Source organism: Ancylobacter sp. GW821-FHT10E12 (genome assembly GCF_058809335.1).
Window position 1 is genome coordinate 167,407 of record NZ_JBXASN010000001.1, and the last position, 23,577, is coordinate 190,983.

Sequence of the window (23,577 nt, forward strand, 5' to 3'; positions counted from 1 at the left end):
CATGTTCACGCGATTGCTTACCTGGTTCGAAACCCGGCTGGATCCGTTCCGCCCGATGCCCGTGACCCAGCCGCCGGAAGGGCTGCTGGGGTTCTACTGGCACTTCGTGCGGCAGGGCGGGGCGCTGTTCGTCGCCGCGCTGGTGGCGGCGTTCTTCGTCGCCATCGTCGAGGTGTCGCTGTTCCGCTATGTCGGGCAGATCGTCGACCTGCTGCAGACCTCCTCGCCGGCAACCATCTTCGCCGACCATGGCGGGCTGCTGCTGTGGATGGCGTTCGTGGTGGTGATCGCCCGCCCGCTGACCCAGGCGATGCACGATTTCCTGGTGCGCCAGTCGATCACCGCCAACATCTCCAGCCTGGTGCGCTGGCAGTCGTACCGCTGGGTGGTGCGCCAGAGCCTCGGCTATTTCCAGAGCGATTTCGCCGGCCGCGTCGCCACCCGCGTGCTGCAATCGGGATCGGCGCTGCGCGGCTCGGTGGTCGAGGTGATCGACGCGCTCTGGTACGTCTCGGTCTATGCGGTGAGCGCGGTGATCCTGTTCGCCGAGGCCGACTGGCGCCTCGCCATGCCGATCCTCGCCTGGATCGCGCTCTATGTCCTGGCGCTCGGCTATTTCATCCCGCGGGTGCGCGCGCTGTCCAAGTCGCTGTCGGAGACCAATTCGGCGCTGACCGGCCGCATCGTCGACAGCTACACCAACATCATGACGGTGAAGCTGTTCGCCCATTCCGACCGCGAGGACGCCTATGTGCGCGAGGCGGTCGTCACCCATAACGACGCCTTCCGCGACCAGCAGCGGCAGATCACCACCATGGCGCTCTCGGTGAGCGCGCTCAACAGCGTCATGCTGGGCGCGATCGGCGGGCTCGGCGTGTGGCTGTGGTCGACGGGGGCGATCAATCTCGGCGCCATCGCGCTGTCCACCGGCCTCGCCATCCGCATCACCAACATGTCCGGCTGGATCATGTGGGTGGTGACCGGGGTGTTCGAGAATGTCGGCACGGTGCAGGAGGCGATCCTCTCCATCGCCCGCCCGCACAAGGTGGTCGACCGGCCGGCCGCTCCCGCCCTCGCGGTGCCGCGCGGCGAGATCCGCTTCGAGGATGTCAGCTTTCACTACGGACGGGCTTCCGGGGTGATCGGCCATCTCGACCTCACCCTCAGGCCGGGCGAGCGGGTCGGCCTCGTCGGCCCGTCGGGGGCGGGCAAGTCGACGCTGGTGAACCTGCTCCTGCGCTTCTACGACCTCGAGGGCGGGCGCATCCGCATCGACGGGCAGGACATTGCCGGCGTGGCGCAGGAGAGCCTGCGGGCGAATATCGGCGTGGTGACGCAGGACACCTCGCTGATGCACCGCTCGGTGCGCGACAATATCCGCTACGGCCGCCCGGAGGCCGACGACGCGGCGATCTGGCAGGCGGCGCGGCGGGCGCATGCGGGCGAGTTCGTCGACGGGCTCATCGACCCGCAGGGCCGCACCGGGCTCGACGCCCATGTCGGCGAGCGCGGCGTGAAGCTGTCCGGCGGCCAGCGCCAGCGCATCGCCATCGCCCGCGTGCTGCTCAAGGACGCGCCGGTCCTGGTGCTGGACGAGGCGACCTCGGCGCTCGATTCGGAGATCGAGGCGGCGATCCAGACCAATCTCGACGAGCTGATGGCGGGCAAGACGGTGATCGCCATCGCCCACCGGCTCTCCACCATCGCGCGGATGGACCGGCTGGTGGTGATGGACCATGGACGCATCGTCGAGACCGGCACCCATGCCGAGCTGATCGCCCGCGGCGGGCTCTATGCGAGGCTCTGGCAGCGCCAGTCCGGCGGCTTCATCGACATGGACGAGCGGGAGGAGGCCGCGGCGGAGTGATCCTCACCCCGCCGGCGCCGGAAATCCCCCGAGCTGGCGCAGCGCTTCGCCGGCGATCATCGCGCCGGCCACCGCGACATTGAGCGAGCGCGCCTCCGCCACGAGCGGGATGACGATCCGCGCATCGGCGGCCGCGTGCACCGCCTCCGGCACGCCGGCGCTCTCGCGCCCGAGCAGCAGCACGTCCGACGCGCCGAATCGGAAATCGACATAGGGCACCGCTCCGCGCGTGGTGGCGAGGACGAGGCGCAGGCCCTCCTCGGCCCGCCACGCCTCGAACGCCTCGAAGCTGGCATGGCGGCGGATTGCCGCGCGGTCGAGATAATCCATCCCCGCCCGGCGGAAGCCGGCATCCCCCACCGGAAATCCGGCCGGCTCGACGATGTTGAGTTCGAGGCCGAGACAGGCGCAAAGCCGCGCCAGCGTGCCGGCATTCTGGGCGATATCGGGCTGGTAGAGGGCGAGGCGGATCGGCATTGGCGGTTTTCCTCGGCGAGGGCCGCCGGATGGCGGCCGGGCGGGGCGGGATTGCGGCGAGATCGCGGCGGCGGTGCGGTCCGCGAGGACGGGGGGCAGGACGGACTGCCGCACTGCCTTCATCTGGACAAGGGGCGCAGGCGGTGCAATTAGAGGCAATCGAAGGTACGTCGACCGAGCTGTCGGCCGCTCCGGCGTTGCGTCACGCCGCAGGGTGGCGCCGCAAGCTTCCGCGTCGGCAGCTCGTGCATCGTTCGATGGGCGTGAGGGGAAAGGAAACACTCGTGGCAACAACCGGAACGGCGGAAACCACGCGCCGCGACTTCCTCTATATTGCGACCGGCGCCATGGGCGCGGTCGGGGCCGCCGCCCTGGTATGGCCCTTCATCTCGCAATTGCAGCCGGACGCCTCCGTGCTCGCCCTGTCTTCCACCGAGGTCGACCTCAGCCTGATCGCCGAGGGCCAGATCGTCACGGTGAAGTGGCGCGGCAAGCCGGTCTTCGTGTGGAACCGCACGCCGAAGGACATCGAGGAAGCCAGGGCGGTCCAGCTCGGCCAGCTCATCGACCCGGTGGCGCGCAACGCCAACCTGCCGGCCGACGCCCCGGCCACCGACGCCAACCGTGCCGCCAAGGACCAGGAGAAGTGGCTGGTGGTCATCGGCATCTGCACGCATCTGGGCTGCGTGCCGATCGGCCACATGGGCGAATATGACGGCTGGTTCTGTCCCTGCCACGGTTCGGAATATGACGGCGCGGGTCGCGTGCGCCGGGGCCCGGCGCCGGAGAACCTCGCCATCCCGCCTTATAATTTCGTGTCCGACACGAAGATTTCCATCGGCTGAGCCGACGATCCGGGAACCTGACAGATGAGCGGACACGCGACATTCGAGCCGAAGAACCCGGCCCTGAAGTGGTTCGAGAGCCGGCTGCCCCTGGTCGGCCTGATCCATTCCTCCTTCATCGCCTATCCCACCCCGCGCAACCTGAACTACTGGTGGACCTTCGGCGGCATTCTGTCGCTGATGCTGGTCTGCCAGATCCTGTCCGGCGTGGTGCTGGTGATGCACTACACCCCGCATGTCACGCTCGCCTTCGACTCGGTCGAGCACATCATGCGCGACGTCTCCTATGGCTGGCTGCTGCGCTACATCCACGCCAACGGCGCCTCGATGTTCTTCATCGCCGTCTACATCCACATGTTCCGCGGCCTCTATTACGGGTCCTACAAGGCGCCGCGCGAGGTGCTGTGGATGCTCGGCGTGGTGATCTACCTGCTGATGATGGCCACCGGCTTCATGGGCTACGTGCTGCCCTGGGGGCAGATGAGCTTCTGGGGCGCCACCGTCATCACCAACCTGTTCTCCGCCTTCCCGGTGGTCGGCCCGACCATCGTCGAGTGGCTGTGGGGCGGCTTCGCGGTCGACAATCCGACGCTGAACCGCTTCTTCTCGCTGCATTACCTGCTGCCCTTCATGATCGCCGGCGTCGTCGTGCTGCATGTGTGGGCGCTGCACGTGGTCGGCCAGAACAACCCGACCGGCGTCGAGCCGAAGAGCGAGAAGGACACCGTGGCCTTCACCCCCTACGCGACCATCAAGGACGCGTTCGGCATGGTGTGCTTCCTCGTCTTCTTCGCCTGGTTCGTGTTCTACATCCCGAACTATCTCGGCCATGCCGACAACTACATCCCGGCCAATCCGCTGGTGACCCCGGCGCATATCGTGCCCGAATGGTACTACCTGCCGTTCTACGCGATGCTGCGCTCGGTGCCGGACAAGCTCGGCGGCGTGCTCACCATGTTCGGCGCCATCATCGTGCTGTTCTTCGTGCCGTGGCTCGACACTTCCAAGGTGCGCTCCGGCGTCTACCGCCCGCTGTTCAAGCAGTTCTTCTGGATCTGGGTGGCGGTGTGCATCGGGCTCGGCTGGCTCGGCTCCAGGCCGGCCGAGGGCGGCTACGTCATCGCCAGCCGCATCCTCACCGTGTGGTACTTCGCGCATTTCCTGATCATCCTGCCGCTGCTCGGCCTGTTCGAGAAGCCGAAGGCGGTGCCGGCCTCGATCACCGAGGCGGTGCTGGGCAAGTCCAGGGGCGGCGCCCCCCTCGCCGCCGGCGCGAGCGCGCCGCAGGCCAAGGGTTGAGCGGGAACAGAACGATGAACAAGCTGATCTCCCTCCGCCCGCTCGCCGCCGTCCTGTTCGCCGGGGCCGTGGCCGGCTTCGCCAGCCTTGGCCTTTCCACCGTCGCCGATGCGCAGGAGCATGGCGGGACCAAGCCGCATCGCGAAAGCTGGACCTTCGCCGGCCCGTTCGGCCATTATGACCAGGCGCAGCTGCAGCGCGGCTTCCAGGTGTTCAAGGAGGTCTGCTCCTCCTGCCATTCCGCGCACCTGATCTCGTTCCGCAACCTCGCCCAGAAGGGCGGGCCGGCCTTCACCGAGGAGCAGGTCAAGGTGGTGGCCGAAGGCTTCAAGGTGCAGGACGGCCCGAACGATGCCGGCGACATGTTCGAGCGCCCGGCGCGGCTGTCGGACCGCTGGCCCTCGCCGTTCCCGAACGAGCAGGCCGCGCGCGCCTCCAATGGCGGCGCCTATCCGCCGGACTTCTCGGTCCTGGCCAAGGCGCGCACCTATGAGGTGGGCTTTCCCGGCTTCCTGATCGACGTGTTCACCCAGTACCAGGAGCAGGGGCCGGACTATATCCACGCGCTGCTCAACGGCTATGTGGATCCGCCGGCCGATTTCGCGGTGCCGGAAGGGGCGAGCTACAACGCCTTCTTCCCCGGCCACGCGATCAAGATGCCGAAGCCGCTGTCCGACGACCAGGTCACCTATACCGACGGCACGCCGCAGACGGTGGACCAGTATTCGCGCGACGTGACCGCCTACATGATGTGGATGGCCGAGCCGCATCTGGAAGCGCGCAAGCGCCTCGGCTTCCAGGTGATGATCTTCCTCATCGTCTTCGCGGGCCTGCTCTACTTCACCAAGAAGAAGGTGTGGAAGAGCGTCCACGGGCACTGATCGCCCGCGGATCGCCGGCGCACCGAATGGAAGGGCCCCTCGCGGGGCCCTTTTGCTTTGGCGGGGTATCGGCCCGGCGCCACCACACGTTCCACAACGCGATCCCACCACAGCGCGATCCCGACAGCGGACGCCGTCACGGGATCCCCTCAGTTTTCCAGCCGCTCGACGAAGATGCAGTCGTCCAGCGCGAAGGCCGGGCGGCCATATTGGTCGGTGCCGGTGTCGTGGGTGAAGACGAGGCCCCATTCCGGGCGGCTGGCGCTCGGCTTCTTGGAGACCATCTCGCTGCTGAAGGTGATGGTGTCGCCGGCCAGCACCGGGCGCAGCCATTTGAGGTCCTTGAAGCCCGGCGAGGGGCCGATGCGCGGCACCGGCCGGCCCAGGCGCCGCAGCGTCTCGTGATGCCGGGCGATCGCCTGCGCGCGCAGCCGCGCGGCGATGGCGGCGGTGTGCCAGCCCGAGGCGGCGAGACCGCCGAAATGCATGCGCGCGCCGGCCGCCGCGTCGAGATGGAAGGGCTGCGGGTCGAAGGCGCGGGCGAATTCGACAATCTCCTCGGGAAAGAAGGTGTGCGAGCCCAGCCGGGTGATGCTGCCGACGACGATGTCCTCGAAGAAGTCCATGGGCATCCCCTCACGCCGGCCGGAAGCCGGGATTGCGCCGGCCGAACATGATGGGGCCGACCATCTCGCAGACCGGGCGGCCGTCGGCGTCGATGAGCTCGAGCCGCAGCTTGACGATGCCCATGTCCGGCCGGCTGCGCGAGGAACGGGTCTCCAGCACCTGCCGGCGCAGCCGCAGCACCATGCCGGGGCGGACCGGGGCGAGGAAGCGCACCTCGTCGACGCCGGGCGAGCCGAGCCCGTCGGCCTGGGCGAGCAGCCCGTCGACCAGCAGCCGCATGGCGATGGCGCAGACATGCCAGCCGGAGGCGCACAGGCCGCCGACCGGGCTCGCCTCGGCGGCGGCATCGTCGAGATGCAGCGGGTTCGGGTCATATTTCCGGGCGAAGGCGAGGATCTCCTCGCGCCCGACCACATAGCGCCCGCTGGTGGCGACATGGCCCTCGTGGAAGTCTTCCCAGAAGAGCATCGGCGCCCGCCCCCGTCACATGACCATCGCCGCATGACAGGCGAGGGGGAGGCGCAGGTCAAGCGGCGCGATGCATTCTTCGGCGCGACCGTCGTGCATATTGACCATTATATAATAATATAGTTATATAACTTTATGGATATTAATCAGCCGCCCGCCCAGCTCGACCGCCGGTTCACCGCGCTTGCCGATCCTACCCGCCGGGCCATCCTGGCGCGGCTGGCGCAGGGCGAGGCGACGGTGGGCGAGCTCGGCAAGCCGTTCCGCATCAGCCAGCCGGCGATCTCCAAGCATCTGAAAGTGCTGGAGGAGGCCGGGCTGATCGAGACGGGGCAGGCGGGATCCGCGCGCCCGCGCCGGCTCAACCGGCAGGCGCTGGCCGAGACGGAGCAGTGGCTCGCCGGGCTGCGCAGCCTGTGGAGCGACAGTTTCGACCGCCTCGACGCGGTTCTCGCGCAGCTTCAGCAACCCGACCCACAAGGATGAGATCATGAGCGCCCAGACGCCGGCGGCCGTTGCGTCCGCACCCGTCTTCACCATCGTCCGACTGTTTCGCGCGCCCCGCCCGCTGGTGTGGCGGGCCTGGACCGAGGCCGGCCTGCTCGGCGCCTGGTTCGGGCCCAAGGGGGCGAAGACCGCCGTATTGTCGCAGGACCTGCGCCCCGGCGGGCGGCTGCACGGCCGGATGGAGACCGCCGAGCACGGCGTGGTCCATTTCCGCTTCGTCTATCGCGAGATCGCGGCGCCGGAGCGGCTCGTCTGGGTGCATTCCTTCGCCGATGAGGCGGGGGAGGTCGTGCCGGCGCCGTTCCTCGACGCATGGCCGCGCGAGCTCGTCACCACGGTGCACTTCGAGGAGGCGGAGGCGGCGACACGGGTGACGCTCACCTCGGAGCCGCTCGGCGCCAGCGCGGCGGAGATCGCGGCCTTCATCGACCTGATGCAGGGCATGGAGGCCGGCTGGGGCGGCGGCTTCGAGGCGCTGGACGAGCTGCTGGCGAAGCAGGGCGGGTGATCGCCGGATGGTGCGCACCTGCGTGCGTCGAGGCTGGCGGCGCTCGCCGCTCAGCCTGAGGGGGCCGGCGCCGGTCGGTAAAACCATCCCGGCTCTGTGGCTTCACCTCCGTCGGGGCGACGGGAGGAGCCGTCCCGGAACGGAGCGGTTGCCGTCCTGCGTCATGGCGTCATGGCCGGGCTCGATCCGGCCATCCCTAGGGGTGGCCGGGGGGCGGGGTTCCGGGCGCTGCTCCGGCGGAAAGGGCATCCGGAAGGGGAGCGGGGTCGGACGGCCCGGCCGCACCTTTCCGCGTCGATCGCTCCAACTCGGCGGCGATGGCTCCAGCCGCCCCGCCTCAGTTGGCGAAGCGGAAATGCAGCACGTCGCCGTCGGCGACGACATAGTCCTTGCCTTCCAGCCGCAGCCGGCCGGCGTCGCGGGCGCCGGCCTCGCCCTTGCCCTTGACGTAGTCGTCATAGGCGATGGTCTCGGCGCGGATGAAGCCCTTCTCGAAATCCGAGTGGATCACGCCCGCCGCCGCCGGCGCCCTGGTGCCGGCGGTGATGGTCCAGGCGCGGGCCTCCTTCGGGCCGACGGTGAAATAGGTGACCAGCTTCAGCAGCTCGTAGCCGGTGCGGATGATGCGGTTGAGGCCCGGCTCGTCGAGGTCGATCGCCTCCAGATAGTCCTTCTGCTCCTCGGTGGGCAGCACGGCGATCTCGCTCTCGATCTTGGCCGAGACCACCACCGCCTTGGCGCCTTCCTCGGCGGCACGGCCGAAGACCTCCGCCGAGAGCGCGTTGCCCGCCTTGGCCGACGCCTCCTCGACATTGCAGACGTAAAGCACCGGCTTGGACGACAGCAGGCCGAGCATGCGGAACGCCTTCTCCTCCTCCGGCTTGACGTCGACGAGGCGGGCCGGCTTGCCCTCGCGCAGCAGCACCAGCGCGCGGGTCATCAGGTCGAGCAGTTCCTTCGATTCTTTGTCGCCGCCCTTGGCCTTCTTCTCCAGCGCGCCGGCGCGCTTCTCCAGGCTTTCGAGATCGGCGAGCATCAGCTCGGTCTCGATGGTGTCGATGTCGCTGATCGGGGCGAGCTTGCCCTCGACATGGGTGACGTCGGAATCCTCGAAGCAGCGCACCACATGGGCGATGGCGTCGCATTCGCGGATATTGGCGAGGAACTGGTTGCCGAGCCCCTCGCCCTTGGAGGCGCCGCGCACCAGGCCGGCAATGTCGACGAAGGTGAGGCGGGTCGGGATGATCTGGCCGGAGCCGGCGATGGCGGCCAGGGTCTCCAGCCGCGGATCGGGCACGGCGACGTCGCCGACATTCGGCTCGATGGTGCAGAACGGGTAATTGGCCGCCTGCGCCGCCGCCGTCTGCGTCAGCGCGTTGAAGAGGGTCGACTTGCCGACGTTCGGCAGGCCGACAATGCCGCATTTGAAGCCCATGGTGCGATGCTCGATATTCTGATCAGGTTGCCGCTGTGGTTAGGCAAGCACGGGCGGGAGCGCAAGCGCCGCCGGCGTTATTTCGCGCCGTCCATCGCCGCCGGCTATTTCGCGGCGGCGCCCGGCGTCTTCACCGCGCCGAAGCCGCGGGCTTCCAGCAGCAGGTGGAAGCGGCTCTGGAACTCGTCGACCTTGTGGGTGACCAGCAGGTCGGCGAGCTCGGCGCAGCCCTCGCACACCGTGTCCACCCATGGACGTTCGGCCTTGCCGAAATCGTTCAGCACGAAGGGCATGACCAGCGACTTGTCGCCGGGATGGCCGATGCCGAGCCGCACCCGGCCATAGTCGTTGCCGCAATGGGCGGTGATGGAGCGCAGGCCGTTATGCCCGGCATTGCCGCCGCCGATCTTGGCGCGGACCTTGGCGGGCGGCAGGTCGAGCTCGTCATGGAAGACGAAGATGTTCTTCAGGTCGATCTTGTAGAAGCGCTGCGCCTCGGCGACGGCGCGGCCGCTCTCGTTCATGAAGGTCTCGGGCAGCAGCGCGACCACCTTGGCGCCGGCGATCTCGCCCTCGCAGGCCGCGCCCTGGAAGCGGCGGCGCCACGGCGAGAAGCGATGCCTGCGGGCGACGGCGTCCACCGCCATGAAGCCGATATTGTGCCGGTTGCCGGCATATTTCGGCCCGGGATTTCCGAGCCCGGCGAACAGAAACACCACGCGCCTCCCGGCCACCGGAGCCGGCCGCGGCTCCTCTTTCGAGAAGGAGGGCGCCGCGTGCGGGCCGCCTGCGGTGCAGGCCGGCCGACGGGCGCTTCAAACGAGAGGGAGCCGGAAGCGGACTTCCGGCTCCCTCGGGAGGATAGCTCGCGCGGCCGGATCAGGCCTTGGCGGGCGCGTTGGCGGCGGCAGCCGCAGCGGCGGCGGCCTCGTCCTGCGCGGCTTCCTTGAGGCCCGACGGGGCGACGATGGTGGCGAGCGTGTCGTCGCCATGGCCGGCCCAGGTGACGCCGGCCGGCAGGGTCACCGACGACAGATGCACCGAGGCGCCCAGGCCGTAGCTGGAGAGGTCGATCTCGATCGCCGCGGGAATGGCGTCGGCCGGCACGTTCAGTGACACGGCGTGGCTGACGATGTTCAGCGTCGCGCCGTTCTTGATCGCCGGGGTGTTTTCCGCGTTGAGGAAGTGCACCGGCACGTCGACGGTCAGGGTGGCGCCGATGGCGACGCGCAGGAAGTCGACATGCAGCGGCTGATCCTTGACCACGTCCAGCTGGTAGTCGCGCGGGATGACGCGGTGCTTCTCGCCGTCGACATCGACGCTGAACAGCGTGGTCAGGAAGTGACCGGCATAGATGGTGCGGCTGATCTCGGTGAAGTCGAGGGTGATGCCGACGGGGGCCTTCCCGTCGCCATAGATGACGGCGGGCACGCGACCGGCGCGACGCTCGGCACGGGCGGCCCCCTTGCCGCTCTTCGCGCGGGCCTGCGCCTTCAGTTCCTTGATGGCGGTCATGGCAGTAATCCTTGGTTGCAAAAGGAGAGGGCCGCTCGCGCGGCCCGGCTCCCTACAGGCTGGGTCTGGTATGCCGCGGCGCGCCTCCAGGGGTGCGGAATGGCCACGGCGGACGGCTCCATAGCAGAAGACGCCGGCAGCGGCAATGTTGCCGCGGGCCTCCCGTCCGCGGCGGGCTCAGAACTTGCCGAGCACGCCGGCCTTCACCACGCCGCTGGAGGTGGAATCGGGCGAGGCGGAGCGCTGCACCGAGATGAACCGCTCATAGGTGCCGAGCGGGGCGCGCAGCTCGACGCCGGTATTCACGGTGCTGGAATTGCTCACCTCCACCGAGGCGCCGAGCTTGTCGCGCTCGCCGAGCCCCAGCCCGTCCAGCGGCACGCTGTAGGTGCTGCCGACGGCGAAATTGTCATAGACCGAAGGCGCCCCCGTCGACGCCGCGGCGCCGAGCTTGCCGGTGCCGTAGAGCGAGAGATTGTCCATGGAATAGCCGATATGGCCCTTCAGCTCGCCGCTGCCGCCGCCGGTCGAGGGGTTGAGCGCCGAGGAGACCGGCGCGTTCGCCGACATGCTGGTGGAGACGGCGGCGTTGGCCGGGCCCTTGTCGAACAATTCGACTCGCGTCGGCAGCTTGGCGGCGTTCGACGTCGTCACCGGCTTGCGGGCCGGCAGCAGCGTATTGGGCGCCGGGGTTTCGGGCGCCGGCTCGACCGGCTCGCTGAGGCCGAGATCGATCGAGGTGAACAGCGAGGGCGGCGTCCATTGCTCGATCGGCGTATCGGCGATCTGCGGCTCCGGCGCGGGCGGGATGTCGGCCGGGCGCGGTGGCGGCAGCGCCGGGGCGATGGCGGCCTCGCTCTCCGGCGCCGTCGGGGCGGGAGTGACGATGACGGTGATGCCGGCCCACGGGTTGACCGGGTCGTAGGGCAGCGGACCGCCCAGCGACTGGGCGGAGGCGGCCGGCGCGGCGCCGACGAGGGCGGCGCAGAGCAGCAGAGGCAGGCGAGCCGGCCGATGGCCGCGCAGGATGGCGCGCTTCATGGGGGCGTCCCGTTCGATTCGACGAGCGGCGACGATGCCGTCGAAAAGTGGAACGAACGTGGCGCAGCGCACAATTTCCCCTGCATCTTCCCTTGCATCGCGGCAGGGACGGCGCGGCAGGGGCGATTGCGGGACGCTCAGTTGAACAGGCTGGAGACGCTTTCCTCATGCGCGGTGCGCCCGATCGCCTCGGCGAGCAGGCTGGCGATGGAGATCGCGCGGATATTGCGCGCCACCCGCACCGCCTCGGTCGGCTGGATGGAATCGGTGATCACCAGCTCCTTGAGGTTGGAGGCGGTGACGCGGGCCACCGCGCCGCCGGAGAGCACGCCGTGGCTGATATAGGCGTGCACCTCGGTGGCTCCGCGCTCCAGCAGCGCGTCGGCGGCGTTCACCAGCGTGCCGCCGGAATCGATGATGTCGTCGACCAGGATGCAGCGCTTGCCGTTCACGTCGCCGATGACGTTCATCACCTCGCTCTCGCCCGGACGCTCGCGGCGCTTGTCGACGATGGCGAGCTGGGCGTCGATGCGCTTGGCCAGCGCGCGGGCGCGCACCACGCCGCCGACATCCGGCGAGACCACGGTGAGATTGGCCAGATCGAAGCGCGCCTTGATGTCCTGCACCATCACCGGCGCGGCGAAGAGGTTGTCGGTCGGGATGTCGAAGAAGCCCTGGATCTGGCCGGCATGCAGGTCGACGGTCAGCACGCGGTCGGCGCCGGCATGGGTGATGAGATTGGCGACCAGCTTGGCCGAGATCGGCGTGCGGCCGGAGGCGCGGCGGTCCTGGCGGGCATAGCCGAAATAGGGCAGCACTGCGGTGATGCGGCGGGCGGAGGAGCGGCGCAGCGCATCGATGATGATGAGCAGCTCCATCAGGTGGTCATTGGTCGGGAAGGAGGTGGACTGCAGGACGAACACGTCCTTGCCGCGCACATTCTCCTGGATCTCGACGAAGATCTCCATGTCGGCGAAGCGCCGGACCACCGCCTTGGTCAGCGAGGTGGCGAGATAGGCGCCGATCGCCTCGGCGAGGGGCCGGTTGCTGTTGCCGGCGACGAGTTTGATCGACCCGTTATTGCTGGACATTCCGGCACGCGCTCCAAGCGTCAACATCACCTCGCGGCCGTCGCAGGGCCGTCGCGAAGTCCTGATAGGCGGGCCGGCCGGCGCTGTAAAGCCACGCCGGCATGAGATAAGGGCGAGCGTAGTCGCGGCGTGGCGATGCGGTCACGCCGGGCGGCCCGGTCAGGGATGGGCGGCGAGGGCGAGCGCCGGCTCGGGCAGATCGTCGGCCGAGGCGACGGGCGGCCCGTCATCGGTGCGGACCGGTTCCTCGGGCTCCTCGAACGCGGCGGGATCGGCGGCCGGCGCGCCGGCCGGCTTGCGGGCCGACGGCGCCGGGGCGGCGGCGAGGCGGGTGGTGATTTCCTGAAGGCTCTGGGAAGCGATGCGGTCGAGGGTCGCCTGATCGAGATTTCCCCAGACGTCGGCACCCTTGCCGACCGGCTCGACGCCGGAGACGCGCAGCACCCGCTCGCGGTCCTTGTCGTAGACGTCCCACGCCCAGTCGACGCTGCCTTTGCCGTTCTCGACGACGGCGGAGAGATAGCCGCGCACCCGGTAGGGGGCGTTGCTCTCGCGCGAGGCGACCGGGATCTGCCGGGCGCCGGCTTCGGTGGAGAGGGTGGAAACCAGCTTCTCGAATACCGGCTGCGGCGGGCCGTCGATCGATTCGAAGGCGATGGCCTGCGAGGAGGAGGAAACGGCGCGGGTCGCGACCGCCTGGGGAGCCGCCGCCTCGGAAACCGCCACCTCGGAAGCTGCCTGGCCGTCCGGCGCCGGCGAGATCGCAGCGCTGGCCACCGGCTTGCTGCCGCCGGTCTGGCAGGCGGCGAGGGCGAGGGCGAGCAAGGCTGCCGTCGCTGCCGGCGAGATCCGACGGAATGGCCGGCGGAGCTGTTCGATCATCAAGCGCGGTCCCTTGCGAACCGGCTGCCGCGCGTGCCTTCGCCGGTGAATCGGCGCGCCCGCGCCGTCGCCGGCACATCCGGGACAAATCGTTAACGGGAATTAACGATAAGGTCCAGAGGCGCATCCGTTAACGGCTCGTTACCGTTAACGGTGACCAGGAAGGTGCGCCCGAGGCACATGGCCGTCTCGCTCGCGCTGTCCATGAGGATCATGTGGGCGAACATCACCATGCCCGGCTCCAGCGCCCATGGATTGTCCTCGTAGAACATCGGCGGGTCCATCCAGGAGGGGGTGAACTTGGCGCCGAGCGAATAGCCGCAGGCTGCCAGCCGGTGCTCGGCGAGGCCGTGGCCGTCCATCACATGGGCATGGGCGGCGAACACCTCGCCGGCGGTGCGGCCGGGCGCGATGGCGTGGGCGCAGGCTTCCAGCGCCTGCCTGGCGGCGGCGAAGAGCTCGAGATGGCGGCCGCGCGGCGGGCCGACGACGACCGTCTCCATCATCGCCGCGTGGTAGTGGCGATAGGTGCCGGCCCATTCGAGGGTGATCTGGTCCTCGCTGTCGAGGCGGCGGCGGCCGGATTTGTGGCGGCACAGCAGCGCGTCGCGGCCGGAGCCGATGATGAACTCGTTGCCGGGATAGTCGCCGCCGCCCTTGAAGACGGCGCCCTGCATGGCGGCGAGCACCTCGCCCTCGTCGGTGCCCGCGCCGATGAGATCGATGGCCGCTTGCCGCGCTTTCAGCGCCAGCTGGCCGGCCTCGCGCACATAGACGATCTCCTCGGCCGACTTCACCGCGCGCAGCCGGTCGACGAGGCCGGACGCGTCGATCAGCGCGGCGGCGCCGTCGAAGGCGGCGTCGAGCTTGCGGCCATTGGCGGCGGTGAGGCCGTAGCTGTCATATTCGACGCCGATGCGGCTACTGGCGCCGCCGAGGCTCTCGACCATGTCGCGCAATTGCTGCTGCGGGGTCGAGCCGGCGGCATCGCGCCAGACGCGGATATCCTCGATCAGCGAGGTGTGCTGCGCCTGCCTGAGGTCCGCCGAGCGGGTGAGCAGCGCCAGCCGGCCATCCGCGCCCAGCCACAGCGACTGGAAGAAGCAGAAGCCGAACGTGTCGTAGCCGGTGAGCCAGAACATCGATTCCTGCTGGAACATCAGCATGCCGTCGAGCCGGCGCTCGGCCATGGCGTGGAGCAGGAGCTGCTTGCGGCGTTCGAATTCGGCGGCGGTGAAATGCAGGCTCATGCGGGATGACTCGTGCAATGAAGAGCTCAGAAGGCCGGGGCAAGCGCGATGGCGGCGATCAGCCGGCCGTAGTCCGGCTCGCCGCGATGGGTGGCGCGGCGATAGGAATAGAAGCGGGCCTCGTCGGAATAGGTGTCGAGGCCGAGATCGTCGATGGTGCCGACGCCGATATGCTGGAGGCGGGCGGCAATATAGCCGGGAAGATCGAACATGGCGTGGCCCTCGCGCGCGGCCGGCGCGAGAAAACGGGCGTTGTCGGCCGCAAGCGCGGTGAGATTGGCGACGAATTCCGGGCCGACCTCGTAGCTGTCCTGGCGGATCAGCGGGCCGATGGCGGCGACGATGCGCGCGCGCCTGGCGCCGAGCTCCTCCATGCGGGCGACGGTGGATTCGAGCACGCCGCCGACGGCCCCCTTCCAGCCGGCATGGGCGGCGCCGACGACGCCGGCTTCGGCATCGGCGAACAGCACCGGGCCGCAATCGGCGATGGCGATGGCGACGGCGATGCCGGGCGTGTTGGTCGCCACCGCATCGGCCTTGGGGCGTTCGTCCCACGGGGCGTGGGCGACGAGGCAGTCCGGCGAGTGCACCTGCCAGGCGGTGACGAGATGCGTGTCGGCGACGCCGAGCGCACGGGCCATGCGGGCGCGGTTCTCGCGCACGTTTTCCGATGCATCGCCGGAGCCGGTGCCGCCGTTGAGGCCGGCATAGATGCCGTCCGACACGCCGCCCTCGCGGGTGAAGAAGGCGTGGCGGATGCCGGGCAGCGCCTTGAGCGCCGGGGATTCAACCTTCATGGGTGACGTCTCCGAATTCCTCGACGAATTCCTCTTGCGGTGCGAATCCCGCCGGGGCACCGACGGCAGGATGCACCAGAGCGAGCGCCTTGAAGAGGGCGCCCATGCCTTCCCTGTGGGTGCCGGCGAGCCGGAGCGCGGCGGCGCCGATGGCGGCGGCAGCGGCGGGGGAGGCGCCGCGCTTCAGCCGCTCGGCGCGGGCGGCAAGACCCAGCCGCTCCAGCAGCGTGCCCTGGCCGATCGGGCCGAAGGCGCGGGAACCGGTGGCACGGGCGGCGAGCGCCAGGGCGGCGAAGTCGACATGGGCGGTGAGGTCGGCCTCGCCCGGATGCGCGAGCGGCGGATCATAGGCATGGCCGCGCAGGGCCTGCAGCGTGTCGCCGAGCCCGCCGGCGGGCTCGCGGGCGCCGTGGTGGCCGTAGTCGACGAACAGCGCCGCGCCGCCGTCGCGCGCCAGCCGTTCGGCGAGGGTGCCGGCAATGGCGAGGCCGGCGGGGCAGATTTCCAGGACCGCGCCGGGCGGGGCAGCGAGGAGGCGGTGTTCATTGGCGGGATCGAGCCGGGCGTCCGGGCGCAGGCCGAAGGCGAGGGCGCAGGCTTCGGGAGGGCTTGCCTCGTCGAGGCCGACCATGCGCTCGGCGATGCCGCCGGGCGTGCGGACGAACTGGCGGATCGGCAGCGCGTCGACGAATTCGTTGGCGAGCAGGACCAGCGGGCCGGGCGGCAGGTTTTCGACACGGTCGGCCCATTCGACGCGATGGCCGGCGAGAGCCGCCTTCTGCACCTCGCGCAGCCGGGGCGAGGCTTCCACCAGCGCCACGCGGGCGGCATCGTGGAAGCCCGGCACGATGCGGGTGGCGCGCAGCATGTCCGCCATCATGGTGCCGCGGCCGGGACCGAGCTCGGCCAGCACGAAGGCGGAAGGCGAACCGAGCCGCATCCATGTATCGGCCGCCCACAGGCCGAGGAGCTCGCCGAACATCTGGCTGATCTCCGGCGCGGTGACGAAGTCGCCGCCGCGTCCGAACGGCTCGCGGGTGGCGTAATAGCCGTGGCGCGGGTGGAACAGGCACTCGGCCATGTAGTCGGCGACGGTGAGCGGGCCGGCCTCGGCGATGCGGGCGGCGAGCTGCCGCGCCAGCGGGGTCGCAGCCGCGCTCATGCGGCGGCGCGGGCGTTCAGCGGCGGCTTGCGCGACGAATGCCAGGCCAGCCAGGCGCCGAACAGCACCATCGGCACCGAAAGCAGCATGCCCATGGTCAGCCAGCCGCCGGCGAGATAGCCGATCTGCGCATCCGGCTCGCGCACGAATTCGACCAGGATGCGTGCGCAGCCATAGAGCATGACGAACAGCCCGCCGAGGATGCCCGGACGCGCCAGCGCGCCGCGCCGGATGGCGATCTGCAGCACGGTGAAGATGACGATGCCTTCCAGCCCGGCCTCGTAGAGCTGGCTGGGATGGCGCGGCAGCGGGCCGCCGGTCGGGAAGACGAAGGCCCAGGGCACGTCGGTGACGCGGCCCCACAATTCGCCATTGATGAAATTGGCCAGCCGGCCGAGGAACAGGCCGATCGGCACCACGGCAGCGGCGATGTCGAGCATCGACATCAAGGGCAGGCCGCGCCGGCGGCAGAACAGCGCCATGGCGAGGATGGAACCGAGGAAGCCGCCATGGAAGGACATGCCGCCATGCCAGACGGTGAGCGCTTCCATCGGGTGCGCGGCATAATAGGGCAGGTTGTAGAACAGCACGTAGCCGAGGCGCCCGCCGAGGATGACGCCGAAGGCGATCCACACCACCGCGTCGTCGAACTCCTCCGGCGCGATGGCGGCCTTGCCGCCCCACAGGCCCGGCGTCGCGCAGAGCTTCTTCGCCAGCCACCAGCCGAGCAGCAGCCCGGCGACATAGGCCAGCGCGTACCAGCGGACCGCGAAGGGGCCGAGCTGGACCAGCACCGGATCGATGGCCGGGAAGGGCAGGGCGAGGAGCGGCGGCGTCGCGATCAGCATGAGGCGTCCGGGATGGCGGGGCGGGATGGCGCGCGACTCGCGCGGGAGCCATCTCCGCCATGGTCTTGCCCCCCTGGCGTGACAGGATCAAGGCTGGACATGTGGAAGACGGGTGCGGTGGGTGACGCGTGCTTCGGCGGCGGCACCATTGCGGACACGGCCCTTGCAGCGGCGGCCGCTGCGCCCCATTGTTCTTCATGAGGCGTCAAGCCGGGAGAGACATGACATGACCCAGACCACGAGCCGCATCTTCGACGATTTCGCCCGGCTGATGAACGACGCCGCCGGCGTCGCCACCGGCGTGCGGCGCGAGGCCGAGACAGTGATGCGCGCCCAGGCCGAGCGCATCCTGCGCGAGCTCGACGTGGTGACGCGCGAGGAGTTCGAGACCGTGAAGGATCTCGCCGCCGCCCGCGAGGAGAACGAGACGCTCGAGGCGCGCATCGCCGCGCTGGAAGCCCGCCTCGCCAAACTCGAAGCGGCTGGAATGACGGCGCCCGAGTGACGTTTCCGGCGCTTGTGGATGCCCGGCGTGAAAGCTTGCGGCATCCGGCGAATCCCTGACACCTTGATGGCGCCGATCGTCGGCAGTGAAAATCGGTTGGACGATCACCATCGAACGGTCGTAGCGAGGTACGGATTCAGCGCGATATAGTTGGAACACGGCGATTCGTTCGGAAAACGAAAGGGTTGTCGCCTGCTGTCCGCGTTGCGTGCGTTCGACCCCCTCCCGCGCCCCAGCCTCGCGAGGTCGAGCATGACCTATACCGAATTCGAAGCCGACAATCCCCTCAACCCGCTCGACCTGGTCGAACGGATGGCCGCTCTCAACGAGTGGGCGTTCGAGCGCTCGGCCGAGGACGAGATCACCATCTCGGTCGAGGGAAGGTGGACAGATTGCCATGTCTCCTTCCAGTGGATGGACGAGGTGGAGGCGCTGCACATCGCCTGCGCCTTCGACCTGAAAGTGCCGGAGAAGCGCAAGAACGAAGTGCTGCGCCTGCTCTCGCTGATCAACGAGCAGATGTGGGTGGGGCATTTCGACCTGTGGTCGAAGGAGGGCGTGATCATGTTCCGCCACGCCTTGCTGCTGGCCGGGGCGGAGGCCACCGACCGCCAGTGCGAGGTGCTGATGGAGGTCGCGGTGGAGGCGGTGGAGCGCTATTTCCCGGCCTTCCAATTCGTGGTCTGGGCCGGCAAGACCGCGCGCGAGGCGATGGACGCCACGCTGTTCGAAACCGTCGGCGAGGCGTAGAACGGGACGGCGCCTCATCGCTTGACGAAGGCGATAGGTGACGGGCGATGGGCGAGGGTGCGGATCGGGGCGGCATCGACTGCGCGAATCCGCTATTTCCGTCGTGCGGCGTCGCCCCGAGGGCGTGGACACGCGACGACCTGAGACGCGAGACTACCCATGGCATTGCTTTCCGACATTCCCGGCCGCGTCCTGCTCGTGGGAGCGGGCAAGATGGGCGGCGCCATGCTCGAAGGCTGGATCGGCCTCGGGCTGGAGCCGGCCCGCATCGCGGTGATCGATCCCGGCCCGCCGCCGGAAGTGGCGGCGCTGCTCGAAGCGCGCGGCGTCACCCTCAACCCGCTGAACGGCGGCCCGGCCGCGGTGCTGCTGCTGGCGGTGAAGCCGCAGGTGGCGCCGGACGTGCTGGCCAAGGTCGCCCCGCTCGCCAGCACCGACACGCTGGTGGTCTCGGTGATGGCCGGGCGCACGCTCGGTTTCCTCGAAGGCTTCTTCGCGCCGGGTACCGCGGTGGTGCGCTCGATTCCCAATACGCCGGCGGCGATCGGCCGCGGCATCACCGTCGCGGTGCCGAACGCGGCGGTGTCGCCGGAGCAGAGGCGCATCGCCGATGCGCTGCTGAAGGCGACCGGCGGCTGCGAATGGGTTTCGAGCGAGGACCTCATCGACGTCGCCACCGCGGTGTCGGGCTCCGGGCCGGCCTATGTGTTCCTGCTCGCCGAGGCGCTGGCGGCGGCGGGCGTCAAGGCCGGGCTGCCGGCCGACATGGCCGACCGGCTGGCGCGGGCGACCGTGTCGGGCGCCGGGGAGCTGATCGCCCGCTCCGGCGTCGATCCGGCGCAGCTGCGCAGGAACGTCACTTCGCCGAACGGCACCACCGCGGCGGCGCTGGCGGTGCTGATGGACGAGACCAGGGGCCTGGGCCCGCTGCTCGCCGAGGCGGTGGAGGCCGCCGCCCGCCGCTCGCGCGAGCTCGCGGGCTGAGAACCGGCATTCAAGAAGAAAATCCGAGGAGGACGAGATGAGCCTGGCACCGATCGCGACCATCGACATCGCCGACTTCCTGAGGGTCGACGTCAGGGTCGGCACCATCATCCAGGCCGAGACCTTCCCGGAGGCGCGCAAGCCGGCGATCAAGCTGACCATCGATTTCGGCCCGCATGTCGGGGTGAAGAAGTCCACGGCGCAGATCACCGTGCACTACGCGCCGGAGGATCTCATCGGCCGGCAGGTGGCGGCGGTGGTGAATTTCCCGCCGCGCCAGATCGGGCCGGTCATGTCGGAGGTGCTGACCCTCGGCTTTCCCGACGAGGACGGTGCCGTGGTGCTGTTCGCCCCCGACCGCGAGGTGCCGAACGGCGCCCGGCTGTTCTGAGAGATCCGCTCATGCCGCCGCTGGAGCTGCTGCTCGCCTTTCTCGGCGCCACCGCGGTCTATGCTTATGTGCCCGGCCCGGCCATGCTCTACGCCTCGGCGCAGACGCTGGCGCGCGGGCGCCGGGCTGGGCTGGAAGGTGGATCGCCGGGTCAGGCGCGAGCATGGAAAGGGAGCAGGCTGGACGATGTCCAGCCTCGACTTCCTCATGCCCGGGCTTGACCCGGGCACCCCGCTTCCTCACCCAAGGTGTTCGTGCAAATCCAGCCACTGCGGATTGTCGCGTTCGATCAGCTCGATCTTCCAGCGCCGCGGCCAGTGCTTGATGTTCTTTTCACGTTGAATCGCGGCTATGGCCGTGTCGTGTGGTTCGGCAAAAACCAGCATCTTCACGTCGTACTTCTCGGTGAAGCCGGGCAGAAGACCGGTTCGATGCTCATGGATGCGTTTCGCGAGATCGCGGGTCACGCCCACATAAAGCGTCCCGTGCCGCCGGCTGGCCAGAATGTAAACCCAATGCTGGTTCATCACCTACGGCGCCAAAGCGGGGTGCCCGGGTCAAGCCCGGGCATGAGGGTGTACTCAAGCGGAACGGCACACCGGGATCATGCGGTTCGGCTGCAATCTGGATCGCCCTCATGCCCGAATCTGACTCGGGTACCGGGCTTTACTCAAAGTCTCCTTCCGGCTCGGCTATACCGGGATGCGCACCGTCGCGCGCAGGCCGCCGAGCGGGCTGTCGCCGAGGGTGACGTCGCCACCATGGGCGCGCGCGGCGTCGCGCGCGATGGTGAGGCCGAGGCCGGAGCCGCCGGCATCCTGGTTGCGCGCGTCGTCGAGCCGCACGAAGGGGCGGAACACCTCCTCGCGCTTGTCCGGCGAAATGCCCGGCCCGTCGTCGTCCACCGTCACGATCAGCCAGCGCTCGGCGCGATTGCCGTTGATGTCGATGCGGGTGCCGTGCCGCCAGCCATTGGCGACCAGATTGGCGAGGCAGCGGCGGAAGGCGTCCGGCCGGAGCGTTACCATCGGGTCGCCGGAGAAGGCGGCGGTGACGGCGGCGCCGTGGCGCTCGCCGTTGAATCGGGCATCCTCGATGATGCGGGCAATGTCGGTGAGCACCGGCGGCTCGCCGGTATCGTCGCGGGCGAAGGCGAGATAGGCCTCCAGCATGCTCTGCAGCTCGTCGACGTCCTTGCGCAGCGCCTCGGTCTCGATGCTGTCGCCGATGAGGGCCAGCTCCAGCTTGAAGCGGGTGAGGATGGTGCGCATGTCGTGGCTGACGCCGGCCAGCATGGTGGTGCGCTGCTCGATCTGCCGCTCGATGCGCCGCTTCATCTCCAGGAAGGCCAGCGCGGCGCCGCGCACCTCGCGGGCGCCGCGCGGGCGGAAGCCGGTGACGTCGCGGCCCTTGCCGAAGGCGATGGCGGCATCGGCCAGCGCCTCGATCGGCTTGATCTGGTTGCGCAGGAACAGGATGGCGACGGCGAGCAGCACCAGCGAGGTGCCGACCATCCAGACCAGGAAGATGTGCGAATTCGACAGATAGGCCTGGCTGCGGCGGGCGAAGACCCGCATCACCATGTCGTCGAACTGCACCCGCACCTCGATGAGGTTGGAATCGCCGACCGTGTCGGTCCAGAACGGCCGGCGCAGACGCTTGCCGAGCTCGCCGGTGAAGTTGGAATCGAGGATGGAGAAGAACGGCTTCGGCCCCGGCGGCGGCAGGCGCTCGTCCGGCAGGAAGTCGACGGACAGGCCCATGGTCGCCTGGGCGATCTGCTTGACCCGGTCGCGGTCCTCGGGGCTGGGGAAGGCGATGGCGAGATCGGCGACCGCGGTGATGTCCTGCGACACCGCTGCCGAGAGGCGGCGGGTGACGGTGTTGTAGTGGCGCTCCATGAACACGAAGGCCAGCACCGATTGCAGGATTACCATCGGGGTGACGATGATGATCAGCGAGCGGGCATAGAGCCCCTTCGGCATGACGCGGTTGAACCACGAGCCGAAGCGGGCGTTCCTCTCCCGCATGCGCGCATTGGCTTCGCGCATCCATTCCCAGGCGGCGCCCAGCCGCTGATCGTCGAGCAAGCTCAAGGGGCCACGACCAGACGGTAGCCGACCCCGCGCACCGTCTGCACATAGGCCGGGTTGGCGGGATCGCGCTCGATCTTGCGGCGCAGGCGGTTGACCTGCACGTCCACCGCGCGGTCGCCGGCGGAGATGCCCGGCGCCACCAGCGCCTGGCGCGGCACGGTGTCGCCCGGCCGCTCGCCGAGCACCCGCAGCATGTCGCGCTCACGGTCGGTGAGGCGGACGGTCTCGCCGTCGCGGGTGAGCTCGCCGCGCTCCAGATGGAACACGAAGGGCCCGAACCGCACGGATTCGATGACCTGCGCCGGAGGCACGGCCGAGCGCTTGAGGATGTTGCCGATGCGCAGCAGCAGCTCGCGCGGCTCGAACGGCTTGGCGAGATAGTCGTCGGCGCCGATCTCCAGCCCCTTGATCCGGTCCTCGGTCTCCGAGCGCGCGGTGAGCATGAGGATCGGCACGGTGGAATCGGCGCGCACCAGCTTGGCGAGCTCGAAGCCGTTCATGCCGGGCATCATCACGTCGAGGATCAGGAGATCGAAGGTGAGGCCGGCAAGGCGTCCGCGCGCGTCGTCCGCCGATTCGGCGGTGGTCACCCGATAGCCCTGCTCGGACAGGAAGCGCGAGAGCAGGTCGCGGATGCGCCGGTCGTCGTCGACGATGAGCAGGTGCACGGCGTCGTCGGCCGGCGTCGTCATGCGCGGACGGGCGGCGCTGGGCGAGGAGGGACCTGGATTGGCGGCGTCGAGCATGCGTTCTCCTAGCGGGCGGGGCGGGCGCGGGCGGGCACCTTGCCGGCACGCGGATGGCCGAGTTCGGCGGCCTGATCGGCGCGGGCGATCAATTTCTCGACCGCCGCCTGATCTTCGGCATCGATCATGGCGACAAGAAAGCGGCGCACCTCCTCGCGCGCGCCCGGCCCGCAGGTGGCGAGCGCCTTTTCGATGCGCTGCGACTGGATGGCGACGAAGTCGCGTGCCAGCGCCGCGCCCTTGGGGGTGAGGTGCAGCAGCCGCTGGCGGCGGTCGGACGAGCCGGCGCGGCTGTCGACGAAGCCCTCGTCTACCAGTTCGCGCAGCACCCGGCCGAGGCTCTGCTTGGTGATGCGCAGGATGTCCAGCAGGTCCGTCACCCGCATGCCGGGATGGCGATTGACGAAATGCAGCACGCGGTGATGCGCGCGGCCGAAGCCGATGCCCTGCAGGATCTCGTCGGGATCGCTGACGAAATTGCGATAGGCGAAGAAAAACAGCTCGATCAGGTCGATCTGGCTGCGCGGCGCAGCCATGGCGTCGATGCCGGGTTCGAGCTCCGCCGCATTGGCGTGGGGCGGTTGCGAGACATTTATGTCAGCCAT

At 69.2% G+C, this 23,577-nt stretch carries 27 protein-coding genes and 1 pseudogene; 11 read left to right on the forward strand and 17 right to left on the reverse strand.

The features are described from left to right. The first annotated feature begins 1 nt into the window (after nt 1). Entirely contained in the window at nt 2-1,867 is a 1,866-nt protein-coding gene (locus AC1RU4_RS00875; RefSeq protein WP_492889091.1) for an ABC transporter ATP-binding protein, read from the forward strand. A 3-nt stretch (nt 1,868-1,870) separates the two neighbouring features. On the opposite strand, the gene AC1RU4_RS00880 is transcribed toward AC1RU4_RS00875, so the two are convergent. Continuing rightward, nucleotides 1,871-2,344, reverse strand: coding sequence for a tRNA (cytidine(34)-2'-O)-methyltransferase (locus tag AC1RU4_RS00880; RefSeq protein ID WP_492889092.1), 474 nt, complete (start codon nt 2,342-2,344; stop codon nt 1,871-1,873). Nucleotides 2,345-2,628: 284 nt separating this feature from the next. On the opposite strand from AC1RU4_RS00880, the gene petA reads away from it, so the two are divergent. The 3 genes from petA to AC1RU4_RS00895 are packed head-to-tail and all read left to right on the forward strand — an operon-like array spanning nt 2,629 to nt 5,369. Continuing rightward, nucleotides 2,629-3,189: a ubiquinol-cytochrome c reductase iron-sulfur subunit gene (petA, locus tag AC1RU4_RS00885; protein ID WP_492889093.1), complete on the forward strand. Its 561-nt coding sequence runs from the start codon at nt 2,629-2,631 to the stop codon at nt 3,187-3,189. 24 nt (nt 3,190-3,213) lie between these two features. Continuing rightward, the gene (locus tag AC1RU4_RS00890; RefSeq protein ID WP_492889094.1) at nt 3,214-4,488 is read left to right on the forward strand and encodes a cytochrome b; all 1,275 of its coding nucleotides are present in this window, start codon (nt 3,214-3,216) and stop codon (nt 4,486-4,488) included. A gap of 14 nt (nt 4,489-4,502) precedes the next feature. Next, nucleotides 4,503-5,369 (forward strand): cytochrome c1, encoded by an 867-nt coding sequence (locus AC1RU4_RS00895; protein ID WP_492889095.1) that lies wholly within the window; start codon nt 4,503-4,505, stop codon nt 5,367-5,369. Between the two features lie 149 nt (nt 5,370-5,518). Here AC1RU4_RS00895 and AC1RU4_RS00900 read toward each other — a convergent pair whose 3' ends face one another. Together AC1RU4_RS00900 and AC1RU4_RS00905 are read right to left on the reverse strand one after the other, a co-directional pair. Then, the gene (locus AC1RU4_RS00900; RefSeq protein WP_492889096.1) at nt 5,519-5,995 is read right to left on the reverse strand and encodes a MaoC/PaaZ C-terminal domain-containing protein; all 477 of its coding nucleotides are present in this window, start codon (nt 5,993-5,995) and stop codon (nt 5,519-5,521) included. Nucleotides 5,996-6,005: 10 nt separating this feature from the next. After that, nucleotides 6,006-6,464 carry a MaoC family dehydratase gene (locus tag AC1RU4_RS00905; RefSeq protein ID WP_492889097.1) on the reverse strand — a complete coding sequence of 153 codons (459 nt, stop codon included), beginning with the start codon at nt 6,462-6,464 and terminating at the stop codon, nt 6,006-6,008. Nucleotides 6,465-6,599: 135 nt separating this feature from the next. Between AC1RU4_RS00905 and AC1RU4_RS00910 the strand changes: the two genes are divergently transcribed. Together AC1RU4_RS00910 and AC1RU4_RS00915 are read left to right on the forward strand one after the other, a co-directional pair. Beyond that, nucleotides 6,600-6,950 (forward strand): ArsR/SmtB family transcription factor, encoded by a 351-nt coding sequence (locus tag AC1RU4_RS00910; protein ID WP_492889098.1) that lies wholly within the window; start codon nt 6,600-6,602, stop codon nt 6,948-6,950. A gap of 4 nt (nt 6,951-6,954) precedes the next feature. After that, nucleotides 6,955-7,479, forward strand: coding sequence for an SRPBCC family protein (locus AC1RU4_RS00915; protein ID WP_492889099.1), 525 nt, complete (start codon nt 6,955-6,957; stop codon nt 7,477-7,479). A 337-nt stretch (nt 7,480-7,816) separates the two neighbouring features. On the opposite strand, the gene ychF is transcribed toward AC1RU4_RS00915, so the two are convergent. The 10 genes from ychF to lgt form a co-directional block, all read right to left on the reverse strand. After that, the gene (gene ychF, locus AC1RU4_RS00920; protein ID WP_492889100.1) at nt 7,817-8,914 is read right to left on the reverse strand and encodes a redox-regulated ATPase YchF; all 1,098 of its coding nucleotides are present in this window, start codon (nt 8,912-8,914) and stop codon (nt 7,817-7,819) included. Between the two features lie 104 nt (nt 8,915-9,018). Then, nucleotides 9,019-9,630, reverse strand: a complete 612-nt coding sequence (pth, locus tag AC1RU4_RS00925; RefSeq protein ID WP_492889101.1) for an aminoacyl-tRNA hydrolase — start codon at nt 9,628-9,630, stop codon at nt 9,019-9,021. 163 nt (nt 9,631-9,793) lie between these two features. Further along, nucleotides 9,794-10,429 (reverse strand): 50S ribosomal protein L25/general stress protein Ctc, encoded by a 636-nt coding sequence (locus AC1RU4_RS00930; RefSeq protein ID WP_492889102.1) that lies wholly within the window; start codon nt 10,427-10,429, stop codon nt 9,794-9,796. Between the two features lie 177 nt (nt 10,430-10,606). Next, nucleotides 10,607-11,470, reverse strand: a complete 864-nt coding sequence (locus AC1RU4_RS00935; protein ID WP_492889103.1) for a hypothetical protein — start codon at nt 11,468-11,470, stop codon at nt 10,607-10,609. A gap of 137 nt (nt 11,471-11,607) precedes the next feature. Continuing rightward, nucleotides 11,608-12,561 carry a ribose-phosphate pyrophosphokinase gene (locus AC1RU4_RS00940; protein WP_492889104.1) on the reverse strand — a complete coding sequence of 318 codons (954 nt, stop codon included), beginning with the start codon at nt 12,559-12,561 and terminating at the stop codon, nt 11,608-11,610. 159 nt (nt 12,562-12,720) lie between these two features. After that, a complete protein-coding gene (locus AC1RU4_RS00945; protein ID WP_492889105.1) occupies nt 12,721-13,443 on the reverse strand; it encodes a hypothetical protein in 723 nt (240 codons plus the stop codon). A gap of 92 nt (nt 13,444-13,535) precedes the next feature. Next, nucleotides 13,536-14,693: a M24 family metallopeptidase gene (locus tag AC1RU4_RS00950; protein WP_492889106.1), complete on the reverse strand. Its 1,158-nt coding sequence runs from the start codon at nt 14,691-14,693 to the stop codon at nt 13,536-13,538. Between the two features lie 26 nt (nt 14,694-14,719). Beyond that, a complete protein-coding gene (gene pgeF, locus AC1RU4_RS00955) occupies nt 14,720-15,490 on the reverse strand; it encodes a peptidoglycan editing factor PgeF (RefSeq protein WP_492889107.1) in 771 nt (256 codons plus the stop codon). Further along, nucleotides 15,480-16,652, reverse strand: a complete 1,173-nt coding sequence (locus tag AC1RU4_RS00960) for a class I SAM-dependent methyltransferase (RefSeq protein ID WP_492889108.1) — start codon at nt 16,650-16,652, stop codon at nt 15,480-15,482. Before AC1RU4_RS00960 ends, pgeF begins: the two co-directional genes overlap by 11 nt. Next, nucleotides 16,649-17,500, reverse strand: coding sequence for a prolipoprotein diacylglyceryl transferase (gene lgt, locus AC1RU4_RS00965; RefSeq protein ID WP_492889109.1), 852 nt, complete (start codon nt 17,498-17,500; stop codon nt 16,649-16,651). Before lgt ends, AC1RU4_RS00960 begins: the two co-directional genes overlap by 4 nt. A 226-nt stretch (nt 17,501-17,726) precedes the next feature. Here lgt and AC1RU4_RS00970 point away from each other — a divergent pair, with 226 nt between their 5' ends. From AC1RU4_RS00970 to AC1RU4_RS00990, 5 genes and pseudogenes are all read left to right on the forward strand, one after another. Then, the gene (locus AC1RU4_RS00970; protein ID WP_492889110.1) at nt 17,727-18,005 is read left to right on the forward strand and encodes an accessory factor UbiK family protein; all 279 of its coding nucleotides are present in this window, start codon (nt 17,727-17,729) and stop codon (nt 18,003-18,005) included. A 252-nt stretch (nt 18,006-18,257) separates the two neighbouring features. Then, nucleotides 18,258-18,755: a type III secretion system chaperone family protein gene (locus AC1RU4_RS00975; protein WP_492889111.1), complete on the forward strand. Its 498-nt coding sequence runs from the start codon at nt 18,258-18,260 to the stop codon at nt 18,753-18,755. Nucleotides 18,756-18,914: 159 nt separating this feature from the next. Next, the gene (proC, locus tag AC1RU4_RS00980) at nt 18,915-19,739 is read left to right on the forward strand and encodes a pyrroline-5-carboxylate reductase (RefSeq protein WP_492889112.1); all 825 of its coding nucleotides are present in this window, start codon (nt 18,915-18,917) and stop codon (nt 19,737-19,739) included. A gap of 37 nt (nt 19,740-19,776) precedes the next feature. Then, nucleotides 19,777-20,130, forward strand: coding sequence for a tRNA-binding protein (locus tag AC1RU4_RS00985; protein WP_492889113.1), 354 nt, complete (start codon nt 19,777-19,779; stop codon nt 20,128-20,130). A gap of 11 nt (nt 20,131-20,141) precedes the next feature. Continuing rightward, nucleotides 20,142-20,264, forward strand: a pseudogene (locus AC1RU4_RS00990) (LysE family translocator); the annotation flags it as partial. Nucleotides 20,265-20,369: 105 nt separating this feature from the next. On the opposite strand, the gene AC1RU4_RS00995 reads toward AC1RU4_RS00990, so the two are convergent. The 4 genes from AC1RU4_RS00995 to AC1RU4_RS01010 all read right to left on the reverse strand — a co-directional run bounded on the left by AC1RU4_RS00995 (nt 20,370) and on the right by AC1RU4_RS01010 (nt 23,577). After that, nucleotides 20,370-20,657: a GIY-YIG nuclease family protein gene (locus tag AC1RU4_RS00995; RefSeq protein ID WP_492889114.1), complete on the reverse strand. Its 288-nt coding sequence runs from the start codon at nt 20,655-20,657 to the stop codon at nt 20,370-20,372. Between the two features lie 165 nt (nt 20,658-20,822). Continuing rightward, a complete protein-coding gene (locus AC1RU4_RS01000) occupies nt 20,823-22,181 on the reverse strand; it encodes an ATP-binding protein (RefSeq protein WP_492889398.1) in 1,359 nt (452 codons plus the stop codon). 41 nt (nt 22,182-22,222) lie between these two features. Continuing rightward, nucleotides 22,223-22,972 carry a response regulator gene (locus tag AC1RU4_RS01005; protein WP_492889115.1) on the reverse strand — a complete coding sequence of 250 codons (750 nt, stop codon included), beginning with the start codon at nt 22,970-22,972 and terminating at the stop codon, nt 22,223-22,225. An 8-nt stretch (nt 22,973-22,980) separates the two neighbouring features. After that, complete coding sequence (locus AC1RU4_RS01010) at nt 22,981-23,577, reverse strand: MarR family winged helix-turn-helix transcriptional regulator (protein ID WP_492889116.1); 597 nt, start codon at nt 23,575-23,577, stop codon at nt 22,981-22,983.

Coding starts and splice junctions, on each gene's coding strand:
- AC1RU4_RS00875 (WP_492889091.1), top strand. CDS start 2: ATGTTCACGCGATTGCTTACCTGGTTCGAAACCCGGCTGGATCCGTTC.
- AC1RU4_RS00880 (WP_492889092.1), bottom strand. CDS start 2,344: ATGCCGATCCGCCTCGCCCTCTACCAGCCCGATATCGCCCAGAATGCC.
- AC1RU4_RS00890 (WP_492889094.1), top strand. CDS start 3,214: ATGAGCGGACACGCGACATTCGAGCCGAAGAACCCGGCCCTGAAGTGG.
- AC1RU4_RS00895 (WP_492889095.1), top strand. CDS start 4,503: ATGAACAAGCTGATCTCCCTCCGCCCGCTCGCCGCCGTCCTGTTCGCC.
- AC1RU4_RS00900 (WP_492889096.1), bottom strand. CDS start 5,995: ATGGACTTCTTCGAGGACATCGTCGTCGGCAGCATCACCCGGCTGGGC.
- AC1RU4_RS00905 (WP_492889097.1), bottom strand. CDS start 6,464: ATGCTCTTCTGGGAAGACTTCCACGAGGGCCATGTCGCCACCAGCGGG.
- AC1RU4_RS00910 (WP_492889098.1), top strand. CDS start 6,600: ATGGATATTAATCAGCCGCCCGCCCAGCTCGACCGCCGGTTCACCGCG.
- AC1RU4_RS00915 (WP_492889099.1), top strand. CDS start 6,955: ATGAGCGCCCAGACGCCGGCGGCCGTTGCGTCCGCACCCGTCTTCACC.
- ychF (WP_492889100.1), bottom strand. CDS start 8,914: ATGGGCTTCAAATGCGGCATTGTCGGCCTGCCGAACGTCGGCAAGTCG.
- AC1RU4_RS00930 (WP_492889102.1), bottom strand. CDS start 10,429: ATGACCGCCATCAAGGAACTGAAGGCGCAGGCCCGCGCGAAGAGCGGC.
- AC1RU4_RS00935 (WP_492889103.1), bottom strand. CDS start 11,470: ATGAAGCGCGCCATCCTGCGCGGCCATCGGCCGGCTCGCCTGCCTCTG.
- AC1RU4_RS00940 (WP_492889104.1), bottom strand. CDS start 12,561: ATGTCCAGCAATAACGGGTCGATCAAACTCGTCGCCGGCAACAGCAAC.
- AC1RU4_RS00945 (WP_492889105.1), bottom strand. CDS start 13,443: ATGATCGAACAGCTCCGCCGGCCATTCCGTCGGATCTCGCCGGCAGCG.
- AC1RU4_RS00950 (WP_492889106.1), bottom strand. CDS start 14,693: ATGAGCCTGCATTTCACCGCCGCCGAATTCGAACGCCGCAAGCAGCTC.
- pgeF (WP_492889107.1), bottom strand. CDS start 15,490: ATGAAGGTTGAATCCCCGGCGCTCAAGGCGCTGCCCGGCATCCGCCAC.
- AC1RU4_RS00960 (WP_492889108.1), bottom strand. CDS start 16,652: ATGAGCGCGGCTGCGACCCCGCTGGCGCGGCAGCTCGCCGCCCGCATC.
- lgt (WP_492889109.1), bottom strand. CDS start 17,500: ATGCTGATCGCGACGCCGCCGCTCCTCGCCCTGCCCTTCCCGGCCATC.
- AC1RU4_RS00970 (WP_492889110.1), top strand. CDS start 17,727: ATGACCCAGACCACGAGCCGCATCTTCGACGATTTCGCCCGGCTGATG.
- AC1RU4_RS00975 (WP_492889111.1), top strand. CDS start 18,258: ATGACCTATACCGAATTCGAAGCCGACAATCCCCTCAACCCGCTCGAC.
- proC (WP_492889112.1), top strand. CDS start 18,915: ATGGCATTGCTTTCCGACATTCCCGGCCGCGTCCTGCTCGTGGGAGCG.
- AC1RU4_RS00985 (WP_492889113.1), top strand. CDS start 19,777: ATGAGCCTGGCACCGATCGCGACCATCGACATCGCCGACTTCCTGAGG.
- AC1RU4_RS00995 (WP_492889114.1), bottom strand. CDS start 20,657: ATGAACCAGCATTGGGTTTACATTCTGGCCAGCCGGCGGCACGGGACG.
- AC1RU4_RS01000 (WP_492889398.1), bottom strand. CDS start 22,181: ATGCGCGAAGCCAATGCGCGCATGCGGGAGAGGAACGCCCGCTTCGGC.
- AC1RU4_RS01005 (WP_492889115.1), bottom strand. CDS start 22,972: ATGCTCGACGCCGCCAATCCAGGTCCCTCCTCGCCCAGCGCCGCCCGT.
- AC1RU4_RS01010 (WP_492889116.1), bottom strand. CDS start 23,577: ATGGCTGACATAAATGTCTCGCAACCGCCCCACGCCAATGCGGCGGAG.